Below are 21619 nucleotides of genomic sequence, written 5' to 3' on the forward strand. Positions count from 1 at the left end.
GTCGCGCGCCCGGCTGATAAAAGCCTCGCGCCGGTCAGACCGCCGGTCCCGCAACGCGCTCGACAGACCGTGGGCCGGTCACGCGGTCAGCGCCGCGCGACCTCGTGGCGACCGAACCCGTACCGGAGTCGGTTAGCGAGCCGCCGAGAGAACCGGCCCTCGTTCCGGGAGTCGAACCGCTCCGCGAGCGCCTGATAGATGAGCGGCACCGGGACCTCCTGTTCGAGCGCCTCCTCGACGGTCCACGTCCCCGTCGAGCCGCCGGCGACGTGGTCTGCGACGTCGCCGAGATCCGACCCCTCCTCGCGGAACGCCTCCTCGCAGAGTTCGAGAAGCCACGACCGGATCACCGCGCCGTTGTTCCACGTCCGCGCGACCGACTCCATGTCGAGGTCGTACCGGCCCTCGGTGAGCAGTTCGAACCCCTCGCCGTACGCCTGCATCAGCGCGTATTCGACGCCGTTGTGCACCATCTTCACGTAGTGGCCCGACCCGGACGCGCCCATCCGGTCGTGGCCGTCCGGGCCCGTCGCCACCGCGTCGAAGACGGGGACCATCGCCTCGTAGGCCCACTCGGGGCCGCCGACCATGAGCGAGAACCCCTCCTCCGCGCTGGCCGGCCCCCCGGACGTGCCGCAGTCGAGGTACGCCGCGTCCGTCTCCTCGGCGCGGCGGACCGACTCGTGGAACCGCGAGTTCCCGCCGTCGACGACCACGTCGTCGCCGTCGAGGTGCGGTTCGAGGTCGGCGAGCGTGGCGTCGACCGCGTCGCCGGCGGGCACCATGAGCCAGATCCGCTTGCCGCCGTCGTCGTCGCGCTCACCGCCATCCTCGGTGAGCCGGTCACAGAGGTCGGCAACCGAGTCCGCCGGCTCCGCGCCGTTCTCCGCCGCCGTCGCGGTCGCCTCCGCCGAGAGGTCGAACGCGACCACGTCGTGGCCCGCGTCCATCGAGCGGTTCACGACGATCTGTCCCATCCGTCCGAGTCCGATGACGCCGAGTTCCATGTGCGCGGGGTGGGTACCCCCGGCCGTAGTGGTTCCGATCCGACCGCCGACCCCGGCGGGCGGCCGCTCGGCCGATCGACGCCCGCCCGACCTGTGCGCGCCTGTTCTCTCGCCCGGCGCTCTGCTACTCCTCGTCGAGCGCCTGCCACGAGAGCCGCGGGCTCCGCGCGGCCGCGACTTGATCGATCCGCCCCGCCGCAGTGCGGTTCGGCGAGGTGGAGAGCGCCTCGTCGGTGTCGGCGTACGCGAGGTTGAACGCCTCGGCGAGGTCGTCGAGCGACGACTTCCCCTCGATCTCCGTGGGCTCCGTCAGCATGGCTTCCGGCACCATCTCCGGCCACTTCGTCGTCGGCGGGTGGACGCCGAAATCCAGCATGCGCTTCGCCACGTCGGCGGCGTCGCGGTCGCCCGCCGTCGCCGCGAACTCGTGGTGGAACGGGCCGTACGGCACGTCGAGGTCGATCCGCTCTGCGAGGTAGTTCGCGTTGAGTACGGCCTTCGCGGCCGCGTCCGCGAGCCCCTCGTCGCCGAGACGGGCGATGTACGCGTACGCCTTTATCAGGACGAGCCAGTTGCCCGCGAACCCGTGGACCTTTCCGATCGTGTTGTCGGGCTCGAACCGCTCGTAGCCGCCGTCTCCCTCGGTCTTCCGGACGCGGGGCGTGGGCAGGAACTCCGCCAGCTCGTCGACGACGCCGACGGGACCCGCTCCGGGACCACCGCCGCCGTGCGGGGTCGCGAACGTCTTGTGGACGTTGTAGTGCATCACGTCGAACCCCATGTCGCCGGGGCGACCGCGGCCGAGCAGCGCGTTGAGGTTCGCGCCGTCGTAATACAGGAGTCCGCCGGCGTCGTGGACGATGTCTGCGATCTCCGTGATGTCGCGCTCGAAGAGTCCGACCGTGTTCGGGTTCGTTAACATCAGGGCGGCGGTGTCGTCGCCGACGGCCGCCTCCAATGCCTCGACGTCGACGCGGCCGTCCTCGCCGGAGGGCAACTCGACCACGTCGTACCCCGCCGTGGCGGCCGTCGCGAAGTTCGTCCCGTGTGCCGACGCCGGGATGACGACCTCCGAGCGGTCGTTACCGTGGTGCTCGTGGTACGCCTTCGCGACGAGGATCCCGGTCAGCTCGCCGGCCGCGCCCGCGGGCGGCTGAAGCGTGACCGCGTCCATGCCCCCGATGTCGCCGAGGAACTCCTGTAAGCGGTACTGGAGTTCGAGGGACCCCTGAACCGACCGCTCGGAGCGGTCCGGATGGACGGCCGCGTTCGGGTCGGCCGCGACGTCCTCGGTGAACTTCGGGTTGTACTTCATCGTACAGCTCCCGAGCGGATACGGTCCCGAGTCGATCGCCCAGTTCATCTGCGAGAGCCGGGTGTAGTGGCGGGCGACCTCCGGCTCTGACGGCGCGGGCAGCGTGAGCGAGTCGCGCGTCAGGTCGTCCGGCAGCGGCGAGGCGTCGCTCGCGTCGACGGACTCCTCCGTCTTCTCCGAGAGCAGCGGCTCGTGGACGGCCTCGTCCTCGCGCGTGTATCGCGCCTGATCGTGGATCAACTCAGATCACCTCCTCGACCGCGGCGACGAGGTCGTCAGCCCGCCCCGCGTTCAGGTCGGTCACGCACACCTGCAGCAGGTGCTCGCCTATCACGTGCACCGCGAACCCCCTCGTCTCCAGGTCCTCGGCGACGGCCGCCGCCGGCTGGTCGACGTGAACCGCGAACTCGCGGACGTGATGTCGGTCGTGCACCGGCGCGGCCGCGCCGACGACGTCGTCGATTCGCTCGGCGAGGTCGGCCGCCTCGCGGACGCAGTCGTTCGCGAGGTCGACGAGCCCGCCCGGCCCGAGCGTCGCCGCGTGGATCGCCGCGCGCAGCGCGACCCACGCCTGGTTCGTGCAGATGTTCGACGTCGCCCGCTCCTTGCGGATGTGCTGTTCGCGAGTCTGAAGCGTGAGCGTGAACGCCCGGTCGCCGCGAGCGTCCTCGCTCGCGCCAACGAGCCGCCCGGGGACCTGCCGGATGAAGTCGTCGCTGCACGCGAAGATCCCGAGCCCCATACCGTACGCGGTCGGGAGTCCGAGCGCGCCGGCCTCGCCGACGACGACGTCGGCCCCGACGCTCGCGGGCTCCTGGAGCACCGCGAGCGAGACCACGTCCGAGCCGAGCGTGAACAGCGCGCCGGCGTCGTCGGCCACCTCGCCGATCGCCGCGAGCCGCTCCTCGACGCAGCCGCGGACGGTCGGGTTCTCGGCGTACACCATCACCGCGTCCGCGTCCGCCCGTTCCGCGAGCGCGTCCACGTCGGCGTTCCCGTCGTCCATGGGGTACGACTCGACCGTCAGGTCCGCTCCCGCACAGTAGTTCTCAAGCACCGCGCGCTTCCCCTCGCGCAGCTGTTCGGGGACGAGCACGACGTCGCCCGAGGTCGACCGGACGCGGTCGGCGAGCGTCGCCGCCTCGCCGAGCGCGGTCGCGGCGTCGTACATCGAGCAGTTCGCCACCTCGAGCCCGGTGAGTTCGACGAGCATCGACTGGTACTCGAAGAGCGCCTGCAAGAACCCCTGTGAGATCTCCGGCTGGTACTGCGTGTAGCTGGTGAGGAACTCGGCGCGGTCCGAGAGGTGGTCGACGACGCTCGGCACGTAGTGGCCGTAGTGACCGCGTCCGAGGAACTCCGTGAGGTCACGGTTGCGGCCGAACAGCCGGGAACACTCGTCCCGGATGTCGCGTTCGCTGCGCGCGTCGATCCCGAACTCGCCGTCGAACGCGACCGCGTCTGGGATGTCGAAGAGCGCCTCCTCGTCGGCGACGCCGACGGCGTCGAGCATCGCCGCGGTCTCGGCGTCGGTGTGGGGCGCGTACGGGCTGCCGTCGGCTCCGCTCATCGGCCCGCCTCGGTGTTCTCCACTCGGCCGTCGGTCACGCGCTCGGCATCGGGCCGTCCGCGTCGTCCGGTCTCGGTCCGTCCGTCGGAAGGTTGCGTTATCATCGTTGTGTCAGGCGATCTGGTCGCGGTACGCGTCCGCGTCGAGGAGGTCGTCGGACTCCGAGTCGCGCTCGACTTCGAGCAGCCAGCCGTCTCCGTACGGGTCGTCGTTGACGAGTTCGGGACGATCGAACAGGTCCTCGTTGACCGCGACGACCTCGCCGGAGACGGGGGCGTACAGGTCGGAGACGGCCTTGATCGACTCGACCACGCCGAACGCCTCGCCGGCGGCGACCTCGTCGCCGACGTCCGGAAGCTCGACGAACACGACGTCGCCGAGCTCGTCCTGTGCGAAGTCGGAGACGCCGATCCGAACGGTGTCGCTGTCCGTCGTGGTCCACTCGTGCGATTCCAGGTATCGTAACTCGTCGAGAACTTCGAAGCTCATTGGTAAGGGGGGTCGTCGCGGCGCGCTCTGGCCGTGGCGATCGGACGCGTCTCGGAGCCGCGGGCGTGCCGACTCGGCCGGCCGTCAACGGACTGGTGTCGCCGTCGAGCGCTGGTCCACGACACGTGTGGGCTACCGTTCTGACGACGAGGAAATAAAAGGTATGTTCCGACTCTCGGTCGCACTGCGCCGCCTCGCGGCCCGCGAGGAGTTCGCGAGACCCGCGCCCGTCCTCGGGAGTCGGTCCTCTACAGCCGTCACGTCCACCGGTCGAGCCCGGTCTGGACCTGCGATTCGGCGATCCGCTCGAACCCCCGTTCCACCTCGTCGGCCGCGACGCCCCACTCGTCGACGACGTACGCCCGGGCGGCCTCGACGTCGGGGTTCACCGACGTGTCGACCTCGACGTCGACCGCCGGCGGGTCCATGAACAGCTCGCGGATCGCCTCGGCGTTCGGGATATCGGCGTCGCGGTCCGCGAGAACGCCCCACAGGTCGCCGTGCTCTCTCACCGCCGTCACCGCCGTCTTCGGGCCGATCCCGTGGACCCCCTCGTTGAAGTCGGTCCCGCACAGCATGGCGGCGTCGACCAGCCCCTGCCGGTCGAGTTCGAGTTCGTCGAGCGTCGCCGCGAGATCCATCAGCTCCGGGTCGCCCTTGCTCGTCAGCTGTCGGAGCGTCGTGGGCGCGCCGAAAAGCAGCGTGTCGTAGTCCTCGCTGCCGGCGTGGTCGACCGTTCCCGTCGCGGCCATGTGCGCGCACTGCGCCTCCCCCTCGGCCGGAGCCTCGATAATCGGGACGTCGAGCAGCCGGAGCAGTTCGCGTGTCGTCTCGTGGATCGCGTCCGTGAGCCGCTGCGTGCGCGCGTCGAGCCGGGCGGCCTCGACGGCGTCGCCGCGCTCCTCGGCGGCGACCCGGCGCTCCTCTGCCGCCTCGCGTTTCGCCCGGCGGTCGGCCACCTCGTCCGCTTTGAGGTCCGTCACGTCGCCGTCGAACACCATCACGGGGATCAGGTCGTGTTCGAAGAACTTCGGGAGCCCCTGCACGATGCCGATCAGGTTCGCGACCTCGGTGCCGTCCGCGGTCGTGTACGCCCCGTCGGCCGTCCACTTCACGGTCGTCGTGAGGTAGCGGTACAGCCAGTTGTGCGCGTCGACGGCGACGACGCTCCCTTCGATCTCCGCGAAGGAGACGTCGCGAACGGCGGCGAGGTCGCGCAGGTCCGCGTTTCCCATGCCCGGTACTCGTGGCGGTCGGTGAAATATCGACCGCTCCGCCTGCCGATTGTGAGGCGTTTATGTGCGTCTGTCGACTAGGACGGGTATCGAATGGTCTCGCCGTTCGACGTGTTGGAAGTCGACGAGGACGCCGACGAGGCGACGATCGAACGGGCCTACCGCGAGCGAATCAAGCAGGCGCACCCAGACCAAGGAGGTACCCTCGAAGAGTTCCAGCTCGTCAGGCGCGCGTACCGCGAACTCGACGACAGAGACGAGAACGACGACGCGAGCGCGGCCGACGCGGCCGACACCGACGTCGCCGACATCGACCTGACCGACGAGGAGGGCGACGCCGAAGTCGAGCCGGTCCGCGTGGAGTTCCTCGATTACGAGGTGCTCGACGACTACGGCTGGTCGCTCGACGACGACGACCTGTTCCGGAAGGCCGAACACGCCGACCTCGACGAGAGCGAGCACGGGAGGCTGCTCGTTCAGCCGGACGAGAGCCTGCTCGAAGGGGCCGAAAACCGCGGTTTCGGGTGGCCCTTCTCGTGTCGGGGCGGGGCCTGTGCGAACTGCGCCGTCTACCTCGTCGACGGGGAGATCTCACAGCCCGCCAACCACATCATGCCCGACGACCTCGCGGAGCGCGGGTTCCGGCTCTCCTGTAACGGCTATCCGGTGAGCGACGAGCTACAAGTCGTGTTCAACGTGAAACACCTCGCCGAACTCGACGACCTCATCCTCCCGCCGGGACCGTTCACGCGGCGGTGAGCGTCCCCGCCGGAGCCGCTTCGGGTCTCCCTAGCGTCTCGGTTCGACCGCTCAGAACGCGTCTGCGACCGCGGCGACGATGGCGTCCTCGACGGCGTCGCGCTCGCCGGAGAGGAACTCGATTTTGCCCTCGCGGAGGCCGGCCGTGGCGACGTCGGCGGCGGGCGCAAGCTCCGACGCCCGCTCGGCCACGTCGCGAACCGACACGTCCGCTGTCGTCCGCAGGTACAGTTCGTCCGTCCCGATGCCGACGGTCGCGTACGCCTCGCCGTTCGCGTTCCGGCGGTGCAGGTCGTCCAAGAGCAGCGGCGTCGGCGGGAAGTCGTAGCGGTGGGTGTAGCCGTCGGTGTCGAGGAGCGCGAACTCGACGCCGTCGACCGCCTCGGTGACGACGTTCTCGGTCGCGGTGTGAACCTCCGTCTCCAGCTTCTCGCGGAACTGCTCGGAGACGTGCGCGGCGAGGTTGCCGCCGTCATCGAACAGCAGGTCGGTGACGAGTTCGCGTTTGTCCTGATACGACTGGTAGTACGCTTCGAGGGCGATGGCCTCGCGAAGCTCCGCGACGCGCTCCGCGTCGTATCCGGCGTCACGCGCGAGGTCGACGTAGCGGTCGGGCGCGTCGTCCCAGTAGCTCACCGCGGGGAGGTGCCGGAGGTCGGCGCGGACCTCGTCGTTGACCGCCGAGGCCAGCGACGCGACGAGCGCACCCGTCGAGAGGTTCGCGTCGACGCCGTCGATCTCGGGCGAGACGAGCGTGTCGACCGCCTCTCGCGTCTCTGCGTCGGCGACCTCCGCGTCGACGACGACCGCGTCGACGCCGTAGACGGACAGGAGGTCGATCCCGTCCGCCGACTCGACCGTGGAGCCCGTACCGACGAGCAAGAACAGCGGGAGCTTCTCGTCGTGCCGGTCGCGGTCCTGTAACATTCGGGTCGCGTCGTTCGTCGCCGCGTCCATGTCGTACACCGGGTCCTCCAGCGGCCGGCGGGTGAAGTAGTGGTACTCGGCGTCGCTTTTGGCGTGTTCCTCGCGGATCAGCGGGAGGACGGCGCGCTCGACGGCCGCGCCGGCGACGTAGCCGTCTGCGGTCGCCGGGTGACGCACGACGATCGGGCGCGATTCGAGGACGGCGCGGCGGAGCGCCTCCGCGGCGTCGAGCAACCCGTCGGCGAGTTCGGCGACCGCCTCGTCGCCGGCCAGCGGTTGGAGCCCGTCGGGACGCGCCTCGTCGGTGAGCGCCTCGGCGAGCCGACGGCGGACCGCCTCGGCCTCGTCGCCGTCGAGGAGGACGAGCGCCTCCGATTCGACCTGCACGTCGCCGCGGTGGCTCTCGACGTCGCCGTCGATCCGCACCGCGTCGCCGACCTCGACGTTCGGGTGCGCCCGCACGCCCGGTTCGACGAACGCCGCCACGTCGACGACACCGGTCTCGTCGCCGATCTCGAACACCGTCGGGCCGCCGGTCTGTCGGACGCCGACGACCTCCCCGTCGATCCGGATCGACTCGCCGATCGCCTCGGAGAGCGTGCCGATCTCGACCCGCTCGCGCTCGTCTTCGAGGTCGTCGCTTTCCGCACCGGCGTCGTCGTCGGACTGCGAGTCGTCGCCGTCGTCGGACTGCGAGTCGTCGTCGACACCGTCGCTCACGGCGTCGGAGGCGGCCGCCTCGCTCGTCTCGGCGCCAGCGTCGGTCGCCTCGCTCGTCTCGCCCGCGTCGTCAGCGTCGGCGGGCTCCGACTCGCTCGCGTCTGACGCGGCCGAGTCGGCCTCTTTCGACTCCGTCTCGGCCGGTTCGTCCCGATCGGCGGCGTCTCCGTCCGACCCGTCTTCGCCGTCGATCTCTTCGGGGAGGTGCTCGGTGTCGCCGTCCTGCACGAGGACGCCGCGGAACTCGCGGTCGGCCTGTCGGATCGACCACGCCAGGTCGATGTTTCCGTTGTCGCGGACGCCCTTCACTTGGACGAACACGTCGTCGCCCGGCTCCCAGTCGAGGCTGTCGAGCCGCCGGTCGAGTTCGGAGCGGTGGAGGAGCCCGGTCACGCCGGGCGCGAGGTCGATGAAGACGCCGAACTCGGCGTACCCGTCGACCACGCCGCGGTAGAATCTGCTCGGAACGAGCTGGTTCGGGGAGTTCCCTCGAAAGTCGAAGGCGACGTCCTCTTGGTGTGACTCGCAGATGCGACCGCCACCGTCGACGTCGACGCCACAGATGATACAGGATCCCATTTGAGTACACCGAGAGTCTCGGGCCTAAAACGGTTGTCGAAACCCGTGTGAGAGCACGCGGCGGAAAACTGCGTGGCGGCTCCGACGCCGACCGTGACAGATCGCGTGTCGCACGGAGTCCGGTCGCGCCGCCCTCACCCGAGCACGGTTCGAACCGACGCGATGACCCGGTATCCGACGCCGTATCCGAGCACGGCCGGCGGGAGTCCGGCAACGACCGCCCGAGGAAGCGTGGTTCGGTGGACGGTCTGGACTCCGACCACGAAAAGCGCCGCCGCGTACACGCCGCAGGCGATGCGAAGGGCGGGGATCGGCGGCCCGGCGAGCGCCATCGGCGAACTCGCGTACGCGACCACCTGCACCGTCTCGCTCACGCCGGCCCGGTCGCGGAAACCCCACCCGTCGTCGTACGCGACGCTGGCGATCACGACAGACAGCGTCGCGACCGCCGCGGTCAGGTGGAGCCCGACCGGTGCCGCGAGCGCGGCGACGAGGAGCAGTACCACGACCGCTGAGACCGCGACGGATCCGACCACACCGGGTACGGCCGCCGGCTCTGCGAGGATCCATCCCAGCGTGTACGCGGCGGCGACGGTGACCGCGAACGTCAGCGCGGGGGCCTGATCGCCGGGACTCACGCCGTTCGCGAACAGCCGCCGCGGGCGGACCAGCGACTCGGCCCACGCGCGAGCTATCCCGCGCGGCCCGCGAGCGCGCCCACCGGCCGGATCGTCGATCCACGAAGTCACGTCGACCGGTTGGGGCGGACGGAATAACCCCGTTCCGATCTCGGAGTATCACTCGTGATAGTCGGCGGGCAAACGATTATACAGAGCACGTCGGAGATACGGTCGAATGCGCGCGCTCCGAGACGACGATCGAGGGTTCACGCCGCTCGCCGGGTCGGGGCTGCTCGTCGGCATCGTCGTGGTTCTCTTGGCGCTCGTCGGTGCCGCGATGATCGGCCTCATCGACGGCGTCGCCCCGCCGGACGCCGAGTTCGAGGCCGAACGGGACGGTGCGGACCTCGTCATCGTCGCCAACGGTCCCGACCCGGTCCCCGCACAGGAGCTGTACGTCCGCGGCGAGGATCCGGACGGAAACGTTCAGTTCGGGCGGTGGCCCGGTGACGGTGTCGTCCGGCCGGGAGACCGAGTGACGGTCCCGAACGCGACCGGCAACGAGCAGTTCGATATCGTCTGGGAGCCGGTGGCGTTCGACACCCGCGAGACGCTTGGGAGGTACAACGGCGAGGATTCCGACATCGAGTCGTGGAGCGAGGAGGGCTCCGGACGCGACCCGCTCGGCGCGACCGGAGTCTGAGGCCGGCATTTTCGGGCTTCGGCCGCTCTCGCTTGGCGCGGTCTACCCCAGAGACACCCACGCCCCCCGCTCGTCGGCCGTCGCGATCGCATCGAGCACCCGTTGAACCTCGTAGCCGTCGGCGAACGACGGCGAGAACTCACAGCCCTCGGCGACCGCCGAGAGGAACTCGTAGCTCTCGTGGACGAAGGCGTGCTCCCAGCCGATCACGTGTCCGGGCGGCCACCAGCGGCCGACGTAGGGATCGGTCTCCTCCGTGACGAGCACCGTTTCGTACCCCCGGTTCCCCTCCCGGAGCACCTTCAGCTCGTTGAGCCGCTCCAGAGAGAACGTCAGGCTCCCCTTCGACCCGTGCACCGCTATCGTGTGGTCGTTCTTGTGGCCCGCGGCGACGCGGCTGGCCTCGAAGCTCCCGGTCGCGCCCGAGTCGTACGCGACCTGTGCGGCGTACGCGTCGTCGACGGTCACGTCCCGGTACTCCGTGACATCGCCCGCGTCGTCGTACACCGGACGCTCGTCGACGAACGTGGTCAGCTGGCCGGACACTCGATCCACCGCCCCGACGCGGTCGCCGACGAGGAAGTTCGCGAGGTCGATCGTGTGCGCCCCCAGGTCGCCGAGCGCGCCCGAACCGGCGAGGTCGGCGTCCATCCGCCACGCCCAAGCCGCCTCCGGATCGACGAGCCAGTCCTGCAGGTACCGGCCGCGGACCTGTCGAATCTCTCCGAGTTCGCCGTCCCTGATGATCTCTCTCGCGCGCCGGATCGCGGGGACGAAGCGATAGTTGAACGCGGTCCCCGCCGGAACGTCTGCCGCCGCCGCCGCGTCACGCATGGCCGCGGCCTCCTCAAGCGTGGGCGCGAGCGGCTTCTCACAGAGGACCGGGACGCCGGCGTCGAGGGCCGCGATCGACGGCTCCGCGTGCACGTGGTTCGGCCCGAGGTTGTAGAACACGTCCACCTCGTCGAGCGCGTCTTCCCAGTCGGTCGCGACGTTCGCGAAGCCGAACCGATCGGCCGCGGCCGCGAGGGCCTCCTCGTCGCGCCCGACGAGCGTGTGACGCTCGACAGCCGGCGCTTCGGGAAAGAACATCGGAAGCCGCGCCAGCGCGTTCGCGTGCGCCTTTCCCATGAACCGATACCCCAAGACGCCGATCCGCAATGGTTCCCGCGTCATGATCGCCTCTCGCTCGGCCCGGCGGCCGTTGTCGGGCCGGGTCTCGACGCCGGCGCGGTGAGCCGGTCCGGCGTCGCGTCGTCCGATGGGCCGTCCCGATGAGGGAACCCGTCGACAGTCATACGGATATTAGTACCACGTATCGAATAAGCCTTCAGGATACGTCCGAGGACGTCCCAACTCGGGACCCGAGCGTGCACCGGTACGCCGACGGAGATCCCGCGCCGAAACGGCTGAAATCCCGGCACACCCGCTCTTCCGGGGCGGACCACATGAGGTTTTAACCGGTGGAGCGTGTATGCCGGATATGGGAATCCTCTCTCGCGCCTCCTACGTCATCCGATCGAAGGTGAACGCCCTCCTCAACCGGGCGGAGGACCCGACGGAGTCGCTCGACTACTCGTACGAACAGATGCGCGACGAACTCCAGGACGTCAAACAGGGGATCGCGGATCTGACGACCCAGAAGAAGCGCCTGGAGATTCAAAAGCGCAAGCTGGAAGAGAACGTCGAGAAGCACAACCGACAGGCGCGCGAGGCGGTCCAGCAGGACCGCGACGACCTCGCCCGTCAGGCCCTCGAAAAGAAGAAGTCGAAGATGAGCCAGATAGAGGAGCTGGAAGGGCAGATCGCAGACCTGAACGACACCCAAGAGCAGCTCGTCGAGAAGAAGAACAAGCTCCAGAACCGGATCGAGGAGTTCCGCACCAAAAAGGAGACGATGAAGGCCCGCTACGAGGCCGCCGAGGCGTCCTCGCGCGTCTCCGAGGCGATGACGGGCGTCGGCGACGAGATGGAGGACGTGAGCCGCTCCATCGAGCGCGCCGAAGAGCGAACCGAGGAGATGGAGGCGCGCGCGGAGGCGATGGACGAGCTCGAAGACTCCGGGGCCTTCGAGGACGCGCTCTCGGATAAAGACAGCATCGACCGAGAGCTCGAAAGCCTCTCGACGAACAGCGAGGTCGACGCCGAACTGGAGACGCTCAAGGGCGAACTCGGCAAGAGCGACGGGGCGGCGGACGCCGAGTCCGAGAGCACCGACGAGGAGATCGACGCCGAACTCTCGGACATCGAGAGCGACATCGACGCGGACGACCTCGAGGCCGACCTCGACGGCGACGCGAGCGTCGACGACGCCGACCTCGACGTCGAGCTCGAGGAGTCCGAGGCCGACGCAGACGAGCCGCGGAACTGACGCCGTACCGCACGGAGCGGCTCACTCCTCCGGACGTCTCCGGGCTCCGGTCCCCGCCCGGCGCTGGTCCCCGAGCCGGATGTCGCCGTTATCCACGCTGATCCCGTCGTACGGGTCTTCGGCGAGCAACAGCGATCCGTCGAGGTCGGCGTAGTCGACGAGCGGAGCGAGCTGCGCGGCCGCCGCGATCGACGCGTTCGACTCGATCATACACCCGCACATCACCTCCAGCCCGTGTGCGCGCGCCGCCGCGATCAGCCGTCTCGCCTCCAGCAGCCCGCCGGTCTTCATCAGCTTCAGGTTCGCGATGTCACACCGGTCGGCGATCGCGGGGATATCGGAGGAGGTCACGCACGACTCGTCGGCGGCGATCGGGAGCGCAGACCGCTCGTAGACGAAGCGGAGGCCCTCTGGGTCCTCGGCGGGTACCGGCTGCTCGACGAACTCCACGTCGCGGTCGGCGAGCCACTCGCTCTTCTCGACGGCCTCCCGCGGCGTCCACGCCTCGTTGGCGTCGACGCGGAGCCGGGCGTCCGGAGCGGCCTCTCGGACCGCGTGGACGAGCTCGCGGTCGCGGTCCGTACCGAGCTTGAGCTTGAGTATCGGGTAACCTGCCGCGGCCGCGTCGGCGGCCTTCTCTCTGACGCGGTCGGTCTCGTCGAGCCCAACGGTAAACGACGTGGCCGGCGACGACGACGGATCGAGCCCCCACAGCCGGTACAGCGGGACGCCGAGCCGCTTGGCCGCGAGGTCGTGGACGGCGATCGACACGGCACAGCGGGCGGCCGGATTGTCGTTCACGACGCCCGCCATCCGCGATTCGATCTCGTGGAGCGCGTGCGGGTCGCCGACCGCCTCGACGACCGCGAGCAGGTCGGGGAGCACGGCCTCGACCGTGGCTGCGGTCTCGCCGTAGTGCGCCGACGGGGCGGCACCGCCGACGCCCGTCATGCCCCCCTCGTCGGTGACGCGGACGATCACGTTCTCCGCCTCGGTCTGGGTCCCCCGCGAGATGGTGAACGGGTCAGAGAGCGGCAGCGACACCCGGTCGAACTCGGTGTCGAGGCTCATTCGTCGGCGGAGCCCTCGTCCGCGCTCGCCGCGCTCTCGTCGGAGATCCCGAGTCCCGCGTCGACGATACCGTCGACGATCGCCTCCGCGCCGTCGCGGACCGGATCGGCGGCCGGAGCGCCCGCGTCGTCCGCGAACGAGGCGACCGCGTCGGCCGCCGCCTCGTCGTCCGCGACGTCCTTCGTGTTGAGCGCTCCGGCGACGACCGCCGTCTCGTTGATCGGGTCGGCGAGCCCCTCGTACAGGTCGACGTACTCGGTGACGGGTCGGAGGTCGAACGACTCGTACCCGTGGATCGCCTCGCGGCCGGCCGCGTGACAGAGGACGAGCCCGTCGGCCATCGACCCGTGGAGGATCCCGCAGGTGACAGCCGAGTAGGCGGGGTGGACGATGCTGCCCTGTCCCTCGACGACGAGCAGGTCGTGGTCGTCGCCGACCTCGACGAGCATGTCCTCGACCGCGCCCGCGGTGAAGTCGGAGACGACCCGGTCGATCGGGTTCCCCCAGCCTGCGATCATGATGCCGGTCTGGCCGGTCGGGACGAACGCCGCGTCTATCCCTCGATCGCGAGCCGCAGAGACGATCTCCAGCGACGCCGTCATCTTCCCGACCGAGCAGTCGGTCCCTACCGTCAGTACCACGTCGGCGTCGACGTCGCCGGAGGCCCCGGTCGCGACCGTGAGGTCGTCGTCGGGCTCGCGGACGTCCACGAGGTCGACGCCGTGTTCGTCGGCCAACGCGGCCAGCTCGTCGTCCTCGTTGAGGAAGTAGTGGAGGCCGCTCACCACGTCGCAGCCGGCCTCGATCGCGGCCTCGACGTCGTCGCGCCACGACTCGTCGAAGCCGCCGCCGATAGGGGCTATCCCGATGTATAAGGCGTCGAGAGCGCCGTCGGCGGCCGCGTGCGCGTCCGCGAACGACTCGACTATCGGCGCGTCCGCGACGTCGGGGACGTGGTCGCTCACGCGGTCGCCGGCGCGGTCGCGGTCGAGGATAGCGCGAACGTCTTGGTCGCCGTAGCGCATCACGCCGAGGGCAGTCTTCGCGCGCTCGGGGAACTTCTCGTGGGCGAGGATGACGATCCGTTCGTCGCTCATGGTCGGTTCGTCGTCCCGGGAACGCTTAAAAGAGTCGAGGCGGCGATGGCGTCGCCCTCTCGGTCCTGAACCGTGTTTAATGTCGCCGAGGATCGCGAGTGGTGTGGACACTCACCACGTCGGCGACGAGAAGGGCAAACGTATTATTCTAGGGTGTTACCACCGGAGTATGTCTCAGACAGTCTCGGGTGCGACCGCGCCGTGGGGCGACCGCCTTCGCGAGTATCTCAGCGGCATGGGACCGTCGTGGATCGCCGGTGCCATCGCCGCCGGGCCGGCGTCGATGGCGAGCCTGATCACCGCTGGCGCGCGGTTCGACTACGCCTTGCTCTGGGTCGTCGTCCTCTCGGCCGCCGCGGGCACGCTCGCACAGTACCTCGCGATGCGGCTGGGGCTGCTGACCGAGCGCGGCATCGTCGCGGTCGTCGAGCGCCACCTCGGCGAGTGGTGGGCGTGGATCCTCGTCGCCGACGTGGTCATCGCCGCCGGAGTCGCACAGCTCGTGATAATGAACACCGTGGCGACCGTCTCGGCGACCATCACGGGCGTCGACGCGCGGATCTGTGGCGCGGTGTGGGCGCTCGTCCTCGTGGTGGGACTCGCGGGCAAGGGGTATCGGTTCGTCGAGTTCGTCGCGAAGGCGCTCGTCACCGCGGTCGTCGTCGCGTTCGTCGCGTCGCTTTTCGTCGTCCCGATCGAGCCGTCACGGGCTGTCGCGGGGCTCGTCCCGACGCTGCCCGCCGGAAGCGGGGTCGTCGCCGCGGGCATCCTCGGCGGTGCGGTCCACATCACGCTCATCACCATGCACTCGTACACGATGCGGGCGCGCAGGTGGACCGGCGGCGAGTACGGCCTCGCGACGGTCGACGTGGTCGCCTCGATGCTCGTCGCCTTCGGCGTCTACAGCGTGGCGACGTTCCTCGTCACCGCGAGCGTCCTCACCGACCCGAGCCTCTCGACGGTGGGCGCGGCGCAGGCGCTCGGTCCGCTGGCGGGCCCGGCGGCCCAGTGGCTGTTCCTCCTCGGGCTCGGCGGCGCGGCCGTCTCGACGCTCGGCGGCAACACGCTCGTTCCGCCGTTCCTCGTCGCGGACAAGCTCGGCTGGGAGACCACGGTCGATGACCCGCGGTACCGCGGGCTGCTCGTGGCGGTCGCGCTGCTCTCCGCCCCGGGCGCGTTCATCGGCGGCGAGGTCCTCGGACAGCTCGTGCTCGTCCTCGCGCTCGGCACCGTCGGAACTCCCTTCGCGATCGTCGTCGTGATGTACCTGCTGAACTCCGAGGCCGTGCCTCAGGGCACCTCGACGCTCGCGAACCTCGGCGGCGTCGCGCTGCTCGCGGTCTCGGGGGGGCTGGCCGTCAACTTCGTCGTCGAACAGGTGGGCGGCGGGGTCGACCTCCTCACCGGGCTCGTCGTCGCCTTCGCGGCGGCGCTCGGGCTCGCGACGGTCGGACTGCTCGCAAAGCTCCTCGGAGAGACGTACCGCGGGGCCTGACGCAGGCGGCTGGTCGGCGACTCACCGCGAAAACCGGGAGCGAACCCGCCTCAGGCGTCGCCGCTAACGAACTGCTCTGCGCCCTCGTAGAACCAGTAGCCGTTCTCGCGCATCGCTCGTCCGAGTTCCTGGTGGAACTCCACGAAATCCGCGAACTCCTCTTTCTCGACGCTGTCGAATATCTCCTCGACGGAAACGACGGTCTCGAAGTCGATCCGGACGGGATGGTCGCCGTACTGCTCGACGTACTCCGTCGCCGTCAGCGGGAAGTCCTCCTCCTCGTCGATCTTCTTCGCGAGGACGGCGTGGCCGTACTTCCGTCCTCCCTCGCTCCCCTGTTCTCCGTCGGGGTCGTGTGGCCAGTCCATGCGGGCCGGTTCGTCGGTCCGAGGCATAGTCATTTCGGAACCCGTGACGCACCAGGAACCGGTGAGACTCGCGGTGTCACGGTCACTCCGCTCGCGGTTGCGGGGTCGACAAAAATGGGTTGGGGCGGATTTGCCCCATCCGTCTCGCGATTCCTCTGTTCTTGTTGTGTCGTCACTCATTTTGATCTTCCTCGTTGAACTGCAGTTTTTTCAGATGCCGTTGCCGCCGCTGCCGGAACTCATCAACCGGCGACGCCTGATCGTAGTGCGCCTCGATCACGTCGACCGACGCGTTCACCCTCTCCGAGACAACATCCGCCCGCATGCCCCGATTCAACTGCCACGTGATAGACCCGGAACGGATCTGGTGCGGGCTCCTCGATGACGGGCATTTGCTCGCCTGATTCACCGAGAAGAACTCACACGTCTCCCGATCCTTGTCGTGTGGACAGTCACCAAACCGACACGGAACCGTCGCGTAGTAGCTCGTTGTCCGCATTGCGTTTCGCGAGATGCGGCCATGTGGAGTCGTGAACAGCGGCCGATCTCCGTATTCGTCCGTCGAGTCGACCCGAGACTTCCGGATGTACTTCCGGAGCGCATCGCACACGTCTTGTGAGATACCGACGACACGCTCTCCGTCGATCGTATTCTTCAGTGGCGTGTCCTTGTCCGGCTGATGCCGGAAATGGACGTGGCCAGCCTCCAAATCCACGTCTGAAAGGTTGAGCCCCCGAAGAGCACCCATCCGGGCACCCGTGTACCACGCCAGTTCGAGGAAGGCGTGACCTCGGTCGAAACTCGTCTCGCCATTCCGGAACGCCTCTATCAGCGAGCGAGCGTTATCTTCACCGAGGAACGTGTCGTCCGTCTGCTCGGACTTTTTCACATCAGGGAGCTCAACCTTCTCCGGAAGATCTTCGTCAACAACGCCGATCGAAGCGAAGTACTGGAGGAACTGGCGGAACGTGAGCATCTCGTTTCGAAGCGTTATCGTCGCCAGATCCCGAGAGCGTCTCGCGGTCTCGTAACTCTCGATATCCCACGCCGTCAGCTCCCCCATCGACTCGATCCTGTTCTCCTCAGACCAGTCCACGAAGTGCTTGAGCCGACCTCTGTAACCTATCACTGTCTGGTCTGCCTTGTCGATCCGCTGCCTGTCGATCCACCTGTCGACGGCCTCACGTGGAGTGAAATCCGGAGTCTCACGACTCATGCGAACCTCACGCTCTGGCCACAGTACCACCCGCAATCCGGGCACAGACAGCCGTTCACGAATCGGTTTACGAGCCGATCGCACTGGTCGCACCGCCACAGCTTCGCGCTCACGGCTCAACCACCCGACCAGATCTGAACTCGCTTGGCGAGATTCCGGCCTGTCGACGGCCGTGGTCGACGATCGCGTCGTCCGTCGCGACCACCGGAGCCTCGACCTCCTCGACGATCCGACCGCGAGCCGTCCGCAGTTCGACGGTGGCCCGCCGGCTCATCGCCAGCCCTCCACTGCCTGCGTCACCGTCACGTCGTCGAGGCGGCCCTCCCGAACGTCGCGGGCGTCGAACCCGTCGCGATCGTCTCGGCTCACACTGCCACCTCGAAGTACTCCTGTTCGAGTTCGAGCAGCGCATCGGTTACCCATGAGGCGTCGCCGGGCAGCTCCCGAGCGATCGCGTAGCGGTCGTGGGACGCGTACGTCTCACCGCCTGCCATGACGACATACAGCGTCGTCTCCGAATGGTATCCCGCGCGCTTCAGGCACTTCTCCACGTCCGGGTGCAGCCGTTCGACGCCCGCTGTGTAGGCCGTCGCCTTGCCGTCTTGGATGCGACCGAACTTCATGCGCCACCTCCGTCGATCCACTGATCGTGGCGCTTCAGCGCGCGCTGACCCCGAGTAGTCAGCGCGTAGTCGTTCGTCCGCTCGTCGCGCTTCGACTTCTCGACGAGTTCGCGATCTACCAGCGTGTCGAGATTCGGGTACAGCCTTCCGTGGTGGACCTTCGTCCCGTAGTACGCTTCGAGCTTCCCCTTGATCGAGAGTCCCTTCTGGTGGTTCTCCCGAGCCAGGAGCCGCAGAATGTCCCGCTGGAACGCGGTCAGATCCGCGACCGAGCCCGGTCCGCTCAGCTCGACGTCGTCGCCGTCACCCCGTGTCGCGCTACTCATCGCGCACCCCCAGCACGTTGACGCGGAACGACTCGAACGCGTCAGAACACTCCTTGCACAGCGCCGCCTCTGCGGCAGCGTCGTAGCCGTCGGCGTCCGCTGGGCAAAACGCGCAGCCGCCGTTGTTATGTCCGCTCGGTTCCTCGACCGTCGCGCGGGCTGTCACGCCCGCAGTTGCCTTCGATGGCATGGTTCTGTGGTATCGGCACAGAACCCGACCCGGCCGGGTGCTCCAACACCGCGGCCGGGATTCCTACTAGATCTCGCGAGCCGTCGGTTTCTCACTCGGGCTCCGTGATTTCGTCAACGAAAGCTGATGTTATAAATCTAATGGAAAGTTGCCAGCAACTCGGTAATTTGTCTATAACAAATCCGATGAAACAAAGATGCATCTATAACATCTCGTGAATATGAGGAAAAGTGCCGACTGGATGACCATCTGGGATGACCGGATCCTTGAGATTATCCGGGAGGAGGGTTCCGGAAGCCCGACTGCACTTTCGGAGCACGACTACGTGCATATCTCAGCCTCTCAAGTCTCAAAGCGACTGAAAAAGCTCTCCGAGCACGGCCTCCTCCAACCTCTCGGAAACGGTGTTTACGTCACAACTCCCGAAGGTGAGAGTTATCTCGACGGCGAACTTGACCCAGAGACAATCACCGACGGGCCCGAAAACGGCGACGAGAGCGCTCACACCTGATATGAAAAAGTCCTCCAACTGGATGGTCAACGAAGACGATCGCATCCTTGAGTACCTCGACCGAGAGGGTGCGTCCTCGTGGTGGCAGATCGCTCACGACTGCGAGCTGCTCGGCGGGCTCGTCAGAACTCGACTCCGCGTGCTCGCTAAGGCCGGCTGGGTCGCGCACCACGATCGCGGTGACCTCGACGACTACTGGTCGATCACGACGTGGGGCCTCGCGTACCTCGCCGGGCACCTCGACGCCGATCTCGTCCGCCCGCTTCCCGCTCTTCGGCCGCCGCACGCGACGCGCCCTGAACGGTGGGCGGGTTTCTGATGACACTTCGGAAAACCGCCGGCAAGTGGATCGAAGAAGGTGGGACGCTTTTGCTCCTTGCTGGATTAGTGTTGAAACTCGTGTTTGAGATTGCCCTCACTGCAATTATCGCGTACCCGCTTTCATTTATACTCGGATTTATTGTTCCACTTGAGAGCCTTCTAGAAGCTGCTGCAGGTGTTCCCCCAGATGCACCGGCGTTTACCGTCGCAGGCGCTATCGCTGGAATATTCGTTTTCTGTCGGTGGAACCAGACCGAAGCGACAGGCCCGAATGCCCTCACAGAACGGTTCGGTCAGTGGGTTAACGAAATGAATGACGAGAGGAGTTGAACAGACGTAGCACAGGCTTCCCGATTCCGGCGAATACGTCTTTTTCGACATCTATCACGATTTCGATTATGCGCAGTGCCACGTAGGCGAGCCCGAATCCAAGAACGAAAATCGAGTAGCCAGTCTTTCTCGCGAGAGCCATGTCCGCGAGGCTCACCACAAGTGGCAAAACCACTACGATAGAGGCAGGCATCACGGATGTGAGCCCCGCCGAGATTATCGCTACCCCGATAACGTGTGATGAGATCATGGCTGCGACCGTGATTAACAACGCGAAGAGGGCCACTAGTGCATCTGTCGGTTGCTCAGCTTCAATACTGCCATCCGTGGCTTCCCCTATATCTGCTCCACGGGCGATTTTTGTTCCTGAGAGCGCTCCGACCCACAGAGTCGTGATTACTCCCGCGGTGAATGCCACCTCGGAATAAAGCCAGAGTAGTAGAAGTGCCGGCGACGCCATCATCCCGACCGTGAGCACACCAAAGGGTAGCAGGACCGCTATCTCAACGATCCTTCTTACCGCCCATGTTGGCGTCCCGTCAACTTGGTACTGAGCGTTGCTCATCTCGGGTAGCCGTCTGTCTACTTGTCTATCGATTCGCGTCTGTGTTAGTCTAATCGGTTATTTGATCATAGAGTCGGTCTGGATGTTATTCGAATTTAGAGCCAAGCGACGGGCCCCGACTGGTGGTTCGGATTCGGGTAGCTCTTAGATGATTCCCGTGCTCGACGCCCAATAGAGCGCAGCGAGGACGAGAATCAGCAAAATAACTGCGCCTCCAGCTCCGCCGCCTGTGTCTTCTTCTGTGACCTCGACGTGATCTTCGTACTCACGGCGGGTTTTACCCACGTACGAGACCGACGAGTCCGTTTCCTCTGCTACCTCCTCGTGCGTCATGTCGGGATTCTCGACGGCCGTTTCGATAATGTCCTGCTCTTTGTCTGTGAGATCCTCCCAACTCGTCTTCTTAGGCATTCGAGACACCCAGACGGTGGTTTTTCTTGTATGAAGCGTGTAGCCCTCGCTGCGCGGGGATAACCCCGCCATCCTGTTTACTCATACCACAAATTCAATCTGACAGGTACTACTTTAGAATTTCGTCCCGGATATCAGTCTGCGTTACTCCGCGTAGTAGACGTACTGGTCCTGCTCGGGCGGTGATTCGAGCGCGTCGGTCACGTTGATCGCCCACTCGATCGGCTCGGAACCCACATCGAATAGGAGATTAACCTGTGCAGATGTATCTGCCTCAGTCTCAGAAGTCACGTACCACGATCCGGGATCGATTGAGAATCCGATATAGCTCTCTCTTGTGTCTTCGAAACCGAACTCATCGCTCGGGAGCTGTGTTATCCTCGTGTGCTCTTCTCCGTCGTGATAGAGACTGAATCGGTCTCGTCCGGGAACCGACATCACGTCACCGCCAGCGTTGTACACCGTGAGTGAGACCTCTAGAAACCACCCGTTCTCTGCGTCGACGAACGCGACATCGTCCTCAGATTCATCGTAGACTCGAATTTGCTCTTTCCGCGTCCACGTCAGGATACCGAACTCTGCAAGCGAATCAGAGAGGTACGCCTCATGGAGTTGCTCGTCGCTCAGACCGTCGATCGAGACTCCGCCCTCGGTCTGCTCCGTCGTGTTAGGCCCGCCGCTCTGTTCGACAGTCGAACTATCCGCGCATCCTGCTACTGACGCCGCACCACCGACGCCGAGCGCTTGGAGGAGACTTCTACGTTGCACGTTGAGAACTGTTGAGCCGTTGAGTAAAATAA

Annotated in this window: 26 protein-coding genes; 7 read left to right on the forward strand and 19 right to left on the reverse strand. The window is 66.9% G+C overall.

All coding sequences use genetic code 11. The annotated features are described in order from the left end of the window. Window positions 1–86: 86 nt before the first annotated feature. The 5 genes from NO930_RS09115 to fen form a co-directional block, all read right to left on the reverse strand. Window positions 87–1007 (reverse strand): NADP-dependent phosphogluconate dehydrogenase, encoded by a 921-nt coding sequence (locus tag NO930_RS09115; protein WP_137784471.1) that lies wholly within the window; start codon window positions 1005–1007, stop codon window positions 87–89. A gap of 124 nt (window positions 1008–1131) precedes the next feature. Continuing rightward, on the reverse strand, window positions 1132–2562 hold the full coding sequence (gcvPB, locus tag NO930_RS09120) for an aminomethyl-transferring glycine dehydrogenase subunit GcvPB (protein WP_256403222.1): 1431 nt from the start codon (window positions 2560–2562) through the stop codon (window positions 1132–1134). A gap of 1 nt (window position 2563) precedes the next feature. Continuing rightward, the gene (gene gcvPA, locus NO930_RS09125) at window positions 2564–3892 is read right to left on the reverse strand and encodes an aminomethyl-transferring glycine dehydrogenase subunit GcvPA (RefSeq protein ID WP_256403223.1); all 1329 of its coding nucleotides are present in this window, start codon (window positions 3890–3892) and stop codon (window positions 2564–2566) included. A gap of 111 nt (window positions 3893–4003) precedes the next feature. Continuing rightward, the gene (gcvH, locus tag NO930_RS09130; protein ID WP_256403224.1) at window positions 4004–4381 is read right to left on the reverse strand and encodes a glycine cleavage system protein GcvH; all 378 of its coding nucleotides are present in this window, start codon (window positions 4379–4381) and stop codon (window positions 4004–4006) included. A gap of 257 nt (window positions 4382–4638) precedes the next feature. Next, the gene (fen, locus tag NO930_RS09135; RefSeq protein WP_256403225.1) at window positions 4639–5616 is read right to left on the reverse strand and encodes a flap endonuclease-1; all 978 of its coding nucleotides are present in this window, start codon (window positions 5614–5616) and stop codon (window positions 4639–4641) included. A 93-nt stretch (window positions 5617–5709) separates the two neighbouring features. On the opposite strand from fen, the gene fer reads away from it, so the two are divergent. Beyond that, complete coding sequence (fer, locus tag NO930_RS09140) at window positions 5710–6375, forward strand: ferredoxin Fer (RefSeq protein WP_256403226.1); 666 nt, start codon at window positions 5710–5712, stop codon at window positions 6373–6375. Between the two features lie 51 nt (window positions 6376–6426). Here the strand turns inward: fer and NO930_RS09145 are convergent, their stop codons facing one another. Both NO930_RS09145 and NO930_RS09150 read right to left on the reverse strand, forming a co-directional pair. After that, window positions 6427–8601 carry a DHH family phosphoesterase gene (locus tag NO930_RS09145; protein WP_256403227.1) on the reverse strand — a complete coding sequence of 725 codons (2175 nt, stop codon included), beginning with the start codon at window positions 8599–8601 and terminating at the stop codon, window positions 6427–6429. Window positions 8602–8735: 134 nt separating this feature from the next. Further along, window positions 8736–9350: a YIP1 family protein gene (locus tag NO930_RS09150; RefSeq protein ID WP_256403228.1), complete on the reverse strand. Its 615-nt coding sequence runs from the start codon at window positions 9348–9350 to the stop codon at window positions 8736–8738. A gap of 106 nt (window positions 9351–9456) precedes the next feature. Here NO930_RS09150 and NO930_RS09155 point away from each other — a divergent pair, with 106 nt between their 5' ends. Next, a complete protein-coding gene (locus NO930_RS09155; protein ID WP_137783299.1) occupies window positions 9457–9924 on the forward strand; it encodes a type IV pilin domain-containing protein in 468 nt (155 codons plus the stop codon). Between the two features lie 42 nt (window positions 9925–9966). Here NO930_RS09155 and NO930_RS09160 read toward each other — a convergent pair whose 3' ends face one another. Next, the gene (locus NO930_RS09160) at window positions 9967–11100 is read right to left on the reverse strand and encodes a Gfo/Idh/MocA family protein (protein WP_256403229.1); all 1134 of its coding nucleotides are present in this window, start codon (window positions 11098–11100) and stop codon (window positions 9967–9969) included. A 307-nt stretch (window positions 11101–11407) separates the two neighbouring features. On the opposite strand from NO930_RS09160, the gene NO930_RS09165 reads away from it, so the two are divergent. Next, entirely contained in the window at window positions 11408–12295 is an 888-nt protein-coding gene (locus NO930_RS09165) for a PspA/IM30 family protein (protein WP_137783297.1), read from the forward strand. A gap of 21 nt (window positions 12296–12316) precedes the next feature. On the opposite strand, the gene NO930_RS09170 is transcribed toward NO930_RS09165, so the two are convergent. Together NO930_RS09170 and NO930_RS09175 are read right to left on the reverse strand one after the other, a co-directional pair. Next, on the reverse strand, window positions 12317–13366 hold the full coding sequence (locus NO930_RS09170; protein WP_256403230.1) for a dipeptide epimerase: 1050 nt from the start codon (window positions 13364–13366) through the stop codon (window positions 12317–12319). After that, window positions 13363–14463 carry an N-acetyltransferase DgcN family protein gene (locus NO930_RS09175; RefSeq protein WP_256403231.1) on the reverse strand — a complete coding sequence of 367 codons (1101 nt, stop codon included), beginning with the start codon at window positions 14461–14463 and terminating at the stop codon, window positions 13363–13365. The genes NO930_RS09170 and NO930_RS09175 overlap by 4 nt, the downstream gene beginning before the upstream one ends. Before the next feature lie 169 nt (window positions 14464–14632). Here NO930_RS09175 and NO930_RS09180 point away from each other — a divergent pair, with 169 nt between their 5' ends. Beyond that, the gene (locus tag NO930_RS09180) at window positions 14633–15958 is read left to right on the forward strand and encodes a divalent metal cation transporter (RefSeq protein WP_425601446.1); all 1326 of its coding nucleotides are present in this window, start codon (window positions 14633–14635) and stop codon (window positions 15956–15958) included. Between the two features lie 50 nt (window positions 15959–16008). Here NO930_RS09180 and NO930_RS09185 read toward each other — a convergent pair whose 3' ends face one another. The 6 genes from NO930_RS09185 to NO930_RS09210 all read right to left on the reverse strand — a co-directional run bounded on the left by NO930_RS09185 (window position 16009) and on the right by NO930_RS09210 (window position 18681). Next, window positions 16009–16326, reverse strand: coding sequence for a DUF5785 family protein (locus NO930_RS09185; RefSeq protein WP_256403232.1), 318 nt, complete (start codon window positions 16324–16326; stop codon window positions 16009–16011). 172 nt (window positions 16327–16498) lie between these two features. Continuing rightward, on the reverse strand, window positions 16499–17542 hold the full coding sequence (locus tag NO930_RS09190) for a tyrosine-type recombinase/integrase (protein ID WP_256403233.1): 1044 nt from the start codon (window positions 17540–17542) through the stop codon (window positions 16499–16501). 109 nt (window positions 17543–17651) lie between these two features. Next, on the reverse strand, window positions 17652–17816 hold the full coding sequence (locus tag NO930_RS09195) for a hypothetical protein (protein WP_256403234.1): 165 nt from the start codon (window positions 17814–17816) through the stop codon (window positions 17652–17654). 91 nt (window positions 17817–17907) lie between these two features. Beyond that, window positions 17908–18165 carry a hypothetical protein gene (locus tag NO930_RS09200; RefSeq protein ID WP_256403235.1) on the reverse strand — a complete coding sequence of 86 codons (258 nt, stop codon included), beginning with the start codon at window positions 18163–18165 and terminating at the stop codon, window positions 17908–17910. After that, window positions 18162–18491 carry a PadR family transcriptional regulator gene (locus NO930_RS09205; RefSeq protein ID WP_256403236.1) on the reverse strand — a complete coding sequence of 110 codons (330 nt, stop codon included), beginning with the start codon at window positions 18489–18491 and terminating at the stop codon, window positions 18162–18164. The genes NO930_RS09200 and NO930_RS09205 overlap by 4 nt, the downstream gene beginning before the upstream one ends. Continuing rightward, complete coding sequence (locus tag NO930_RS09210) at window positions 18484–18681, reverse strand: hypothetical protein (protein ID WP_256403237.1); 198 nt, start codon at window positions 18679–18681, stop codon at window positions 18484–18486. Before NO930_RS09210 ends, NO930_RS09205 begins: the two co-directional genes overlap by 8 nt. A 220-nt stretch (window positions 18682–18901) precedes the next feature. On the opposite strand from NO930_RS09210, the gene NO930_RS09215 reads away from it, so the two are divergent. The 3 genes from NO930_RS09215 to NO930_RS09225 are packed head-to-tail and all read left to right on the forward strand — an operon-like array spanning window position 18902 to window position 19843. Then, window positions 18902–19192, forward strand: coding sequence for an ArsR family transcriptional regulator (locus tag NO930_RS09215; RefSeq protein WP_345780036.1), 291 nt, complete (start codon window positions 18902–18904; stop codon window positions 19190–19192). Window position 19193: 1 nt separating this feature from the next. Further along, window positions 19194–19511 (forward strand): winged helix-turn-helix domain-containing protein, encoded by a 318-nt coding sequence (locus NO930_RS09220; RefSeq protein ID WP_256403239.1) that lies wholly within the window; start codon window positions 19194–19196, stop codon window positions 19509–19511. Continuing rightward, entirely contained in the window at window positions 19511–19843 is a 333-nt protein-coding gene (locus NO930_RS09225; RefSeq protein WP_256403240.1) for a hypothetical protein, read from the forward strand. Before NO930_RS09220 ends, NO930_RS09225 begins: the two co-directional genes overlap by 1 nt. Here the strand turns inward: NO930_RS09225 and NO930_RS09230 are convergent. The 3 genes from NO930_RS09230 to NO930_RS09240 form a co-directional block, all read right to left on the reverse strand. After that, window positions 19815–20408 carry a hypothetical protein gene (locus tag NO930_RS09230; RefSeq protein WP_256403241.1) on the reverse strand — a complete coding sequence of 198 codons (594 nt, stop codon included), beginning with the start codon at window positions 20406–20408 and terminating at the stop codon, window positions 19815–19817. The genes NO930_RS09225 and NO930_RS09230 overlap by 29 nt on opposite strands. 144 nt (window positions 20409–20552) lie before the next feature. Continuing rightward, window positions 20553–20819, reverse strand: a complete 267-nt coding sequence (locus NO930_RS09235) for an RNA polymerase sigma factor sigma-70 region 4 domain-containing protein (RefSeq protein WP_256403242.1) — start codon at window positions 20817–20819, stop codon at window positions 20553–20555. A 144-nt stretch (window positions 20820–20963) separates the two neighbouring features. Next, window positions 20964–21587 (reverse strand): hypothetical protein, encoded by a 624-nt coding sequence (locus tag NO930_RS09240; RefSeq protein ID WP_256403243.1) that lies wholly within the window; start codon window positions 21585–21587, stop codon window positions 20964–20966. Window positions 21588–21619: the final 32 nt, after the last annotated feature.

This window comes from Halorubrum salinum, from assembly GCF_024494575.1.
Taxonomy (GTDB): Archaea; Halobacteriota; Halobacteria; order Halobacteriales; family Haloferacaceae; genus Halorubrum; species Halorubrum salinum.